Here is a 10,424-nt window from a genome sequence, read left to right on the forward strand (position 1 = left end):
ACGAGAAGCCCTCGAACTGAAAAGTTCGGGGGTTTTTTGTTTTGGGCGCGGTTTTGCGGGCTGTACTTCACCTGCACGCGGTTGATGACCGCGTGCAGGTAGACGCTGGGTTAAAAACTCACCGAAGCCGACAACCGAGCCGTACGCGGGGCGCCCTGGAACAGATAGTTGTCGCCCAGATAATCACCGGTGTCGCGCCAGTAACGTTTGTCGAACAGGTTGTCGACGGTCAGGCGCAGTACCGTGTCATAGCCGCCGATGGCTGTGCGGTAGCGGCTGCCGAGATCGAACACGGTGTAGCCGCCGACTTCGACGTTACCGGCCTGGCTGGCGTACTTGCTGGCGCTGTAACGGGCGCCGCCGAGCAGGGCCAGGCCGGGCACCGGTAGGGTGTATTCGGCGTGCAGCGCGGCGCGCACCTTCGGCACGTTGATCGCCTGGTGGCCTTCGTAAGCGTCGGTGCCGCTGTCTTCGACCCGCGCGCGAATAGCTGCGACGCTGGCTTGGAGTTGCAACTTCGAGGTGGCCCAACCGCTGGCGCCGAGCTCCAGGCCGGTGTTTTTTTGCTGGCCTTGCTGGACGTAGGTAAAGCCACCGACCTCAGGGCGAGCGTACTGGTAGGCCTGGCGGATCTGGAACAGCGCAGCGCTGAAGCTCATGCCTTGCCAGTCATGCTTGATGCCCAGTTCCAGTTGCCTTGAGAGCGTCGGGGCGAGGATTTCGCCGAGGTTGCTGGTGAACCACGGTGCCGTGCCCCCGGCCGAAAGGCCTTTGGAGTAGCTGGCGTAGACGGTGGTGTCAGGCTGCGGCTTGTAGATCAGCGCAGCATTTGGCAGCAGTTGATACTGCTGCGTGTGGCGGCCCGCAATGCCAGTCTCGTCCCAAGTCTTCTCATCCAGGCGCACTTCGCGGGCACCGAGCACGGTTTGCCACTGCTCGTTGAAGGTGATGCGATCGCTGAAGAACACACCGTATTGGCGGCTGTCGAGGCGGCGCTCGCTGGCGCCAACGGCCTTGCTCGACGGTTCCAGTGGCGGCGCGCCGGTATCGATATTGCCGCTGCCGAGCCATTCGTTGTAGTACGGGCGTTGGTCGAGGGTACGGCGTTGCGCACTGGCACCTACGGTCAATTCGTGGCCGAGGCCCAGGGCATCGAAGCGACCATTGAGCATTGCCTGCGCCTCATCGGTACGACGGGTGTCGTCCGGGCTGCGGTAGTCATAGATGTCGTAATCGCCATTGCCGGCAAAGAACGCGCCTTCGCTCGAACCCCAGGCAAACGCACTGTAATCGTCGATCACCACCTTGCTGCGCGAAGCACTCAGCGTGCCGCTCCAGTCATCATTGAAGCGGTACTCGAAGCGCCCGCCAAGGTTCAGCGAATCGTTCTGCACGGGCTTGGCCCATTGCTGATAAGCAAGCCGATCACTCGGATCGACCCCATGCGGCACTGCGCTGCCACCAAGCAGCTGATAACCCGGCACTGAGCGCTGCTCGCGGTGCTGATACTCGGCGTCCAGCTGCAAGGTGGCGTTGCTGCTGATCTGCCAGTCAAACGCCAACGAGGCAAAATCACGCTTGCCGTCGGCGTGGTCGACATACGAGCGAATGTCCTCGTGGGCGAGGTTGGCGCGCAGGCCGAACTGGCGCTCGCTGCCGAACCAGCCGCCAACGTCAGTGGCCAGATAGCGCTCGCCGTGTTCGTTGGTCGAGACGCTGACGCTGCGCACATCGGCGGCGCGTTTGGTCACGTAATTGATCAGGCCGCCCGGCTCGGAGACGCCACTCTGCAAACCGGACAAGCCCTTGAGCAGTTCCACCTGCTGCTTGTTCTCCAGTGCGACGTTCTGCTCGCCGGCGATGGTCTGGCCGTTGATCTTGTAGCTGCTGGCAGCATTGAGCTCGAAGCCGCGCACGTTGAAGTTTTCGTAGTAGCCAATCGGCGCATAGCTTTCGCCCACCGAGGCATCGCTTTGCAGCACTTCGCTGAGCTTGCGCACCTGGCGGTCTTCCAGCAGTTGCTGGCTGAATACGCTGATCGAGGCCGGGGTGTCGAGCAGCGCCGCTGGCTGCCAGCCGCCGACCTGCGCCTGGCGCACCTGATAACCGTCGCTGGCGGAAACATCGGTCACCTGCAACGGCGCCAGGGTCACGCCGTCAGCGAGGGCCTGCCCGCTGTGCAGAGCAAGGCCAAGGCTGAGCAGGCTCAGGGGCAGGCGAGGGCGAAGCGAGGTCATGCAGGGCTCCTGGAAAAACGCGCGCGCGGCACCGCTGCGCCGAGGGCAGGCGGGGCGTGGCAGCGGCAGCGGGCAGCCTGCTGGTGTTGCGCCAGGCAGGCGAAAAAGGGGCGCCATGGTAGCAGGCGCAGCAGCGCCGGGCGCCCCTATTTCAGAGGCGCCCGTTCAGAGAAACGATTGAGCTGGCAGATAATTCAGCTCGCGGCAGCCGACGGGCGTGGCGGCTGCAGCTTGCGCCTGCGCTCGGCCAGAACCCACACCAGCAAGGCCAGCGTGCCGATCAGGATCCCGGCGACGACGATGGCTTTCCAGCCGCTGTACTCGAACAACTGCGTCCCCAGCAGTGAGCCCAGCGCGCCGCCGATGAAGTAGCAGGTGATGTAGCCGGCATTGAGCCGGGTGCGGGCCTCGGGACGCAGGCTGATCACGGCGTTCTGGTTGCTGACATGTACCAGTTGTACCGCCAGATCAAGCAGCAACACACCGATCAGCAGGGCCACCAGCGACTGTTCGGCAAAACCCAGTGGCAGCCACGACAGCACCAGCGCACTCAGGCCCACGGTAGTGCCGAGGGCACCCTTGCCGCGGTCGGCCAGGCGCCCGGCCCAGTTCGCTGCCAGGGCACCGGCAGCCCCGGCCAGGCCAAACAGGCCGATGGCCGCCTCGCCATAGTGGTAGGGCTCGCGCACCAGCAAAAACGCCAGTGGGGTCCAGAACAACGCAAACAGGCTGAACGCCAACAGCCCCAGCAACGAGCGCAGGCGCAGCACCGGCTCTTCGGCGAACAGGCGAAACACCGAGCCAATCAGTGCCGGGTATTTCAGCCCAGCGTGGCTCTTGTGCTGCGGCAGGCTGCGGTATAGCGCGATGGCGCTGATCGCCATCAACACTGCCGCCAGCACATAGATGCTGCGCCAGCCGCCCAGCTCGGCCATGAAGCCCGCAGCGGTGCGCGCCAGCAGGATCCCCAGCAGCAGCCCGCTCATCAAGGTGCCGACCGCGCGGCCGCGTTGTTCGGGGGCGGCCAGGCTGGCGGCCATCGGCACCAGAATCTGCGCCACCACCGAAAACAATCCGGTCAGCGTGGTGCCGACCAGCAACCAGGCCAGGTTCGGAGCGCAGGCACTGATGACCAGGCCGACCGTGGCGATGGCAATCATGCACACGATCAGCCGCCGTTGCTCGAACATGTCGCCCAGCGGCGCTAGCAGCAGCAGGCCGGCGCCGTAACTGAGCTGCGCAGCGATGACGATGGTGCCGGCGCTGGCCGTACTCAGGCCAAACTGTTCGGCGATGCTGTGCAGCAAAGGTTGCGCGTAATAGTTGCTGGCAACGGCCAGGCCGGTGGCGGTCGCCATCAGCAGGATGAGGGCGCGACTCAAGGTCGGGGAGGGCATGGCAGGTCCTTTGCTGGCAGTAAAAAGTACATCGAGTATTGGGGCTGCGTTGGCCCCATCCCAATTCAATTGCTGCATGGTAGCGATTACCAGGCGACCCCGTCGCGTTGTCTGGCGCAACGGGGCAGGTACTCAGGCCGAAAAGCCGCCATCCACGGTCAGGCTGGCGCCGGTGATGTAGCCCGCTTCGGGGCCGGCCAGATAGGCGACAAAGCTGGCGATTTCCTCGGCGTGGCCATAACGGCCGACGGCCATCAACGGGATCAGGCTGTCGGCAAAGTCGCCATCGGCCGGGTTCATGTCGGTATCCACTGGCCCTGGCTGCACGTTGTTGACGGTCACGCCCTGCGGGCCGAGGTCGCGTGCCAGGCCTTTGGTCAGGCCAACCAGCGCTGACTTGCTCATGGCATACGGGGCGCCGCCGGCAAACGGCATGCGCTCGGCATTGGTGCTGCCGATATTGATGATTCGCCCGCCCTGGCCCAGGTGCGGCGCTGCAGCCTGACTGGCGACGAACACGCTGCGCACGTTGACCGCGAGCATGCGGTCGAACTCGGCCAGATCGAACTCGGCGACGGGTGCAACGGCGAGCACGCCGGCGTTGTTGACCAGGATATCCAGCCGGCCGAAAGTCTCCACGGTGTTCTGTACCGCTTGCTGGACGGCGCTGGCATCGGCGCTGTCTGCGCGCAGCGCCAAGGCCTTGCCGCCGGCGCTATTTATCTCTTCGGCCAGGGCCTGGGCAGGCCCGGCGGAGCTGACGTAGGTGAACGCGACGTGTGCACCTTGCAGCGCCAGGCGGCGCACGATGGCTGCACCGATGCCACGCGAACCGCCTTGGACCAAAGCGACTTTGCCGGTGAGGGTGAGGGAACTGGACATGGGCGAACTCCTGCTAGTGGGCAAGGCGAAAGGCCTTGGCATGGGCGCAGTATCCGCTGCCGATTAGCTACTGATAAGATGCTAATCACTATCAGCAGAGTAAACCCTGGGTTGCTAATCATGGCCATCGAGTCATTCAGTACGCTGGAATGCTTTATCCGCAGCGCCGAGGTTGGCAGCTTCGCCGAAGCGGCTCGGCGGCTGCGCCTGACTCCGGCCGCAGTGGGCAAGAACGTTGCCCAGCTGGAGTCGCGCCTGGGTGTGCGGCTGTTTCAGCGCAGCACCCGCAAGCTGACCCTGACCGAAGCCGGCCAACGCTTTTTAAGCGAGGTCAAGGACAGCTTCGGCACTATCCAGTCGGCAATGGCCAACCTGGCCAGCGCGCAGGGGCAGCCGGCGGGGCTGTTGCGGGTGAGCATGGGCACGGTGTTCGGCCGCCTGTACGTGCTGCCGCTGCTGGGTGAGTTCTTGCAGCGCTTCCCGGCGATCACGCCGGATTGGCACTTCGACAACCGCCAGGTCGACCTGATCGGCCAGGGCTTCGATGCGGCCATCGGCGGCGGCTTCGAGCTGCCGCCGGGGGTGGTGGCGCGGCGGTTGACTCCAGCGCATCGGGTGCTGGTCGCGGCGCCTGGGTTTATTCAAGGGCGCGCCGCGATCAATCAGCCGGAAGATCTGATCGAGTTGCCCGGCATTCTTATCCGCTCGCCGCAGACCGGCCGCGTGCGGGCCTGGCCATTGACCAGTCGCGGGCGTGAGCAACGACCGCTGCAGTTGCGTCAGGCCATGACCATGAGCGACTCCGATGCTGCCTGCGCAGTGGCCCAGCAAGGCCTGGGGATTGCCTTGGTCAGCCTGCCGTTTGCTGTGCCGTACCTGCGCGCTGGCCTGCTGCAACGGGTGCTACCGGACTGGTACGTGGACGATGGCAACATCAGCGTTTACTACGCTGGGCACAAGCTGCTGCCGGGCAAGACCCGCGCGTTCATCGACTTTGTCGTCGGGCAGTTTGCCGAGCAGGGCCTGGCCAGCGCCTTTGATGCGCTGGAGCTGCTTTAGACGACAGCAACCACGGCGGACGCCTGGGCCACGCCTGCCACCACCAGGCTCACTTCATCGTCCAGCCGCTTGCCGATCAACACTTGCCCCAGTGGTGAGCGCGGGGTGATCACGGTCACCTGCTGCGGCCCGTGGCCAATCTTCAGGCCGGCGCCCTCCGGGCCAATGAACACCCGACGCTGATCGCCTTGTTCGTCTTCGAGGGTGACCAGGCTGCTGATCTGAATGCCGCGTGCGGGGTCATAGTCACGCAGCACCAACTGTTGATAGGTCAGCAGCGCCTGGCGGATCTCGGCAGCGCGACGGGCCTGGCCGGTTGCCAGGTAAGAAGCCTCGAGGCCGAGGGTGTCGTACTTGTTCTCGGCCTTGTTCTCTTCGGCGGTGGCGGCTTCATAGGCGATCTGCGCGGCCCGCCGCAGTGCCTCGACGTCGGCTTCGAGGGCAGTGACGATGGCGCTGAGGACTTCATTCTTGTTCAGCATCAGTAACAGAACTCGAGTACGTTGGCCTGGCTCTTGTCGGTCGGCGCGGTGCGATTCTGCTGCAGCCAGAACTGGCACTTGGGCTTGTTCAGGTTACGCGGGTTGCCCTGCGCGGCTGCGGCGGCCTGCTCGGCTTCCTGGTTGTGCAGAATGTCCTTGTAACGCTCGAACATCTGCGCCTGGGCATCGCCGGCTGCGGCCGGTGCTGGCGCTACGATTGCCGGTGCCAGCACCTGAGCGACCGGCTGCACCTGTTCGGGCCACAACCGCGCCGCCAGCCACAGGCTCACGGCAATCGCGACGGCGCCAAGCCACAGGCCGAAGGCAATACACAGCACCAGTTGCACGGGCTTGAGGGTAATCTTCAGTTCACGGCGGCGGTACATGGCGGCCTCCTGGCAGGGCGGGGTGGCGAGCATTGTCGCATGGCCGCCGACAAATATTCAGCGCGGTGCTTTTGTCGGCAGGCGTTTATCCGCAAAATCGCGGGTTTTACCGCGCAGCATGGGAGCGGCGATGAAAGCCAGCTGGGATATCTTTTGCACCGTTGTGGATAACTACGGTGATATCGGCGTGACCTGGCGCCTGGCCCGGCAACTGGTGGCCGAACATGGCCTGGCTGTTCGCTTGTGGGTCGACGACCTGAGGGCCTTCGTGCCGCTGTGCCCAGCCGCTGACGCCAGCGCCGAGCAGCAGTGGCACGAGGGGGTCGACGTGCGCCATTGGCCGGCGGCATGGCCGGCCACTACACCAGCCGAGGTGGTGATCGGTGCTTTTGCCTGCCAACTGCCCCCGGCCTACATCGAAGCGATGAGCGCGCAAGCGACGCCGCCGTTGTGGCTGAACCTCGAGTACCTGAGCGCCGAAGACTGGGTCGAGGGTTGCCACGGTTTGCCGTCGCCCCAGCCCAACGGCCTGCGTAAGGTGTTTTTCTTCCCGGGTTTCACCGCCAGGACCGGCGGCCTGCTGCGCGAGGCCGGTTTGCTGGGGAGCCGCGACAGCCTGCAGTCAGCGCCAAAGCAACGGGCAGAGTTTTTGGCAGGGCTGGGCGTGCAGGTCGCATCCGGCAGCCGGCTGCTGTCGCTGTTCGCTTATGAGAACCGCCAGTTGGGCAGTTGGCTGCAGGCGCTGGCGGCAGGGGCGCAAGCGACTCACCTGCTGGTGCCACAGGGGCGAATTCTGGCGGACCTGGCGGCCTGGCTCGAGGTTGCCACGCTGGCGCCGGGTGCGCTGCATCAACGCGGCGCGCTGACTGTGCAGGTGGTGCCATTCGTCAGTCAGGGTGATTACGACAAGCTGCTGTGGGCCTGCGACTTCAATGCCGTGCGCGGTGAAGATTCGTTCGTGCGTGCGCAGTGGGCCGGTGTGCCGATGCTGTGGCATATCTACGTCCAGGACGAGAATGCCCACTGGGAAAAACTCGAAGCGTTCCTGGCGCTCTACCGCCAGGGTCTGTCAGACCCGGCCAGCGTGGCGCTGACCGCATTGTGGCGGGCATGGAACATCGACGGCGACATGGGCCAGGCCTGGCAAGCGCTGCAGCCACACTGGGACGAACTGCAAACCCATGCCCGCGAATGGGCTGTCGCGCAAGCCGCTCAGCCGGACCTCGCCACAGCGCTAGTACACTTTTGCCGAAATTCGCTATGATACGCGGCCTCGATTTTTATAAATCCATCCAGATTCGGATATTTCGCAATGAAAACTGGTAAAGAAATCAAACCCGGTACCGTTCTGCGCATCGATAACGATCCGTGGCTGGTTCAGAAAGCTGAGTTCACCAAGTCGGGCCGTAACAGCGCGATCATGAAGACCAAGCTGAAAAACCTGCTGACCGGCTACAAGACTGAAACCGTATACGGTGCAGACGACAAGCTGGACGACGTGATCCTCGATCGCAAAGAAGCGACCCTGTCGTTCATCAGCGGTGACTCGTACACCTTCATGGACACCAGCGACTACACCATGTACGAGCTGAACGCCGAAGACATCGAGGCCGTTCTGCCGTACATCGAAGAAGGCATGGAAGACGTCTGCGAAGCGGTGTTCTTCGAAGACCGTCTGGTTTCGGTTGAACTGCCGACCACCATCAGCCGTAAAGTTGTCTACACCGAGAACTCGGCGCGTGGCGACACTTCGGGCAAGGTCATGAAGCCTGCCAAACTGTCCAACGGTACTGAAGTTCAGGTTGCTGACTTCATCGAAATCGACGAAATGATCGATATCGACACCCGTGACGGTAGCTTCAAAGGCCGTTCGAAGAAGTAATCACTTCTGCCGAACGCAAAAAAACCCGGCGCTGGCCGGGTTTTTTTATGCCTGAAGATTACTCAGACGTTCACATGCAAGCGTACATCGACGTTGCCGCGGGTGGCATTGGAGTACGGGCAGACCTGGTGTGCCTTGTCGACCAGCTCCTGCGCTGCGGCTTGTTCCAGGCCGGGCAGGTTGATCTCCAGGTCGATGTCCAGGCCAAAGCCACCGGGAATCTGGCCAATGCCGACCTTGGCGGTGATCGTGGTGTCTGCTGGCAACGGTTGCTTGGCCTGGCCCGCGACAAACTTCAGGGCACCGATGAAGCAGGCCGAGTAGCCGGCAGCGAACAGCTGCTCGGGATTGCTGCCTTCGCCGCCGGCGCCGCCGAGCTCTTTCGGCGTGCTCAGTTTGACTTCGAGCTTGCCGTCGTCCGAGCGGGATTTGCCATCACGACCACCGGTAGAAGTGGCTTGGGCAATGTACAGCGGAGTGACCTTTTGCATGACTAGCCTCGCGTAATGTGCTGCGCGCCGTGGCGCTGGTTGGTGTGGGATTTAAATTAGCGCGCAATTAGTTAGTGCGCAAGATAAATAGCTGACCGTTTGTCGGAGCGGCTGTCACAGCCTAGGTGCTATACGGCTTTTTGCAGGCTGGCGCGCAGGTCCAACAGTTCGGCCTGCAACTGCTGGAGCCGCTCCAGGCTGCGCCCGCTTGCCTGCAGAATGCACTGCGGCACGCGCTTGGCATCCTCATGCAGGGCATGGCCCTTGTCGGTCAGTTGCACCAGTACCACCCGTTCATCCTCGCGGCTGCGGGTGCGCTTGAGCAGGCCCTCGCTTTCCAGGCGTTTGAGCAGCGGGGTCAGCGAGCCAGGGTCGGTCAGCAGGCGATTGCTGATTTCACCTACGGTCAGGCCGTCCTGCTCCCACAACACCAGCATCGCCAGGTATTGCGGATAGGTCAGGCCAAGCGCCTGCAGCAAGGGCTTGTAAACCTTGGTCATCAGCAACGAGGTCGAGTGCAGGGCAAAACAGACCTGGTTGTTCAGCAGCAGCTCGTCGCAGGGGGCTTTAGTGTCGGCGTTCATGCAGGTCCTTGAATTCTTCAGATTTAAAATCTAGCACGCTGATAGCTGGCGCGCTCACTACCAGCGTAATTCGCTGCGCAGGGCAAGATCCCACGGCGGCAACGGACTGAACCGGCTCTTGAGGAATTCGAGCAGCAAGCGGCTGCGAGAGTTCGTTTCATGTTCCAGGCGTAATGCATAGATACCGCTGGTCTCGGCTGCAGGCAGGCCGTTTTGGCAGAATAACGGCACCAGGTCGCCGCGCAGCAGGTGCTCGCTGATCAGCCAGGTCGGCAGATGTGCCACTCCCAAACCGGCCAGGGCGCCGCACAGCAGGGTCTCGGCGTTGTTGGCTGACATGCGCATGCGGCTGGGCCGATACAGGCGCAGTTGGCCGTCGACGTTGAAGCGCCAGGCAAACGGTGGCGCCAGGCCGTCCCAGTCGAGGCCGTCGTGCTCTGCTAGTTCGCTGGGGCAGTTGGGCAGGCCACGGTTGGTCAGATACGCCGGGCTGGCGCAGGCCACGCGGACCATATAGGCCAGTGGTGTAGCAACCAGGCGGGTGTCGGCCAAGGGGCCGGCGCGCAACACCAGATCTACCTCGCCCAGGTGGCTGCCGTGCAGGTCGACGAAGCTGTCGATCAGGCGCAGGCGCACGTCCAGCCCGGGATACGCCGCGAGAAAGTCGGCAATCGCCGGGGCCAGGTGCAGGCGGCCGGAGGCGGCCGGGGCGTCGATGCGGATCAGCCCCTCAGGGGCGTTGCTCAGCGAGACCGCTTCGGCGCGGGCCAGGCGCAGCTCTTCGATGATGCGTCGCGCGCGTTCGGCAAAGGCCTTGCCGGCGGGAGTCACGCGTACGGCATGGGTGCTGCGCACGAACAGCCGGCTGCCCACTGCTGCCTCGAGACTGTCGATGCGCCGAGCTACGGCTGATGGGGTCAGGGGATGGCGCCTGGACGCGGCGGAAAAACTGCCGGTGTCGAGCACGTCGAGGAACAGGCTCAGCTGTTCGGTAAGGGCATCGGGGTTCATTCAGGCTCTGCTT

11 protein-coding genes are annotated in these 10,424 nt (G+C 63.7%); 3 read left to right on the top strand and 8 right to left on the bottom strand.

Annotation, left to right across the window (positions count from 1 at the left end; all coding sequences use genetic code 11):
- Positions 1-110: 110 nt before the first annotated feature.
- The 3 genes from ACIOAU_RS11850 to ACIOAU_RS11860 form a co-directional block, all read right to left on the bottom strand.
- On the bottom strand, positions 111-2,237 hold the full coding sequence (locus ACIOAU_RS11850; protein ID WP_401182121.1) for a TonB-dependent siderophore receptor: 2,127 nt from the start codon (positions 2,235-2,237) through the stop codon (positions 111-113).
- Positions 2,238-2,431: 194 nt separating this feature from the next.
- On the bottom strand, positions 2,432-3,634 hold the full coding sequence (locus ACIOAU_RS11855; protein ID WP_150570112.1) for an MFS transporter: 1,203 nt from the start codon (positions 3,632-3,634) through the stop codon (positions 2,432-2,434).
- Between the two features lie 132 nt (positions 3,635-3,766).
- On the bottom strand, positions 3,767-4,516 hold the full coding sequence (locus tag ACIOAU_RS11860) for a 3-oxoacyl-ACP reductase family protein (protein WP_312391832.1): 750 nt from the start codon (positions 4,514-4,516) through the stop codon (positions 3,767-3,769).
- A 120-nt stretch (positions 4,517-4,636) separates the two neighbouring features.
- Between ACIOAU_RS11860 and ACIOAU_RS11865 the strand changes: the two genes are divergently transcribed.
- Entirely contained in the window at positions 4,637-5,575 is a 939-nt protein-coding gene (locus tag ACIOAU_RS11865; protein ID WP_401182125.1) for a LysR family transcriptional regulator, read from the top strand.
- On the opposite strand, the gene ACIOAU_RS11870 is transcribed toward ACIOAU_RS11865, so the two are convergent.
- Both ACIOAU_RS11870 and ACIOAU_RS11875 read right to left on the bottom strand, forming a co-directional pair.
- Positions 5,572-6,057 carry a transcription elongation factor GreAB gene (locus tag ACIOAU_RS11870; protein ID WP_401182128.1) on the bottom strand — a complete coding sequence of 162 codons (486 nt, stop codon included), beginning with the start codon at positions 6,055-6,057 and terminating at the stop codon, positions 5,572-5,574. The genes ACIOAU_RS11865 and ACIOAU_RS11870 overlap by 4 nt on opposite strands.
- Positions 6,057-6,443, bottom strand: coding sequence for a hypothetical protein (locus ACIOAU_RS11875; RefSeq protein WP_150570115.1), 387 nt, complete (start codon positions 6,441-6,443; stop codon positions 6,057-6,059). Before ACIOAU_RS11875 ends, ACIOAU_RS11870 begins: the two co-directional genes overlap by 1 nt.
- Positions 6,444-6,573: 130 nt before the next feature.
- On the opposite strand from ACIOAU_RS11875, the gene earP reads away from it, so the two are divergent.
- A complete protein-coding gene (gene earP / locus ACIOAU_RS11880; RefSeq protein WP_401182131.1) occupies positions 6,574-7,707 on the top strand; it encodes an elongation factor P maturation arginine rhamnosyltransferase EarP in 1,134 nt (377 codons plus the stop codon).
- Between the two features lie 48 nt (positions 7,708-7,755).
- Positions 7,756-8,325, top strand: coding sequence for an elongation factor P (efp, locus tag ACIOAU_RS11885; RefSeq protein ID WP_101321573.1), 570 nt, complete (start codon positions 7,756-7,758; stop codon positions 8,323-8,325).
- A gap of 62 nt (positions 8,326-8,387) precedes the next feature.
- Here efp and ACIOAU_RS11890 read toward each other — a convergent pair whose 3' ends face one another.
- The 3 genes from ACIOAU_RS11890 to ACIOAU_RS11900 form a co-directional block, all read right to left on the bottom strand.
- Positions 8,388-8,816 carry an organic hydroperoxide resistance protein gene (locus ACIOAU_RS11890; protein WP_150570117.1) on the bottom strand — a complete coding sequence of 143 codons (429 nt, stop codon included), beginning with the start codon at positions 8,814-8,816 and terminating at the stop codon, positions 8,388-8,390.
- Positions 8,817-8,944: 128 nt separating this feature from the next.
- Positions 8,945-9,400 carry a MarR family winged helix-turn-helix transcriptional regulator gene (locus tag ACIOAU_RS11895; protein ID WP_101321569.1) on the bottom strand — a complete coding sequence of 152 codons (456 nt, stop codon included), beginning with the start codon at positions 9,398-9,400 and terminating at the stop codon, positions 8,945-8,947.
- A gap of 57 nt (positions 9,401-9,457) precedes the next feature.
- The gene (locus tag ACIOAU_RS11900) at positions 9,458-10,411 is read right to left on the bottom strand and encodes a LysR substrate-binding domain-containing protein (RefSeq protein ID WP_401182136.1); all 954 of its coding nucleotides are present in this window, start codon (positions 10,409-10,411) and stop codon (positions 9,458-9,460) included.
- Positions 10,412-10,424 lie beyond the last annotated feature (13 nt).

Origin of the sequence: Pseudomonas sp. NPDC088322, from assembly GCF_044740745.1 — a bacterium.
Lineage (GTDB): Bacteria > Pseudomonadota > Gammaproteobacteria > Pseudomonadales > Pseudomonadaceae > Aquipseudomonas > Aquipseudomonas shirazensis.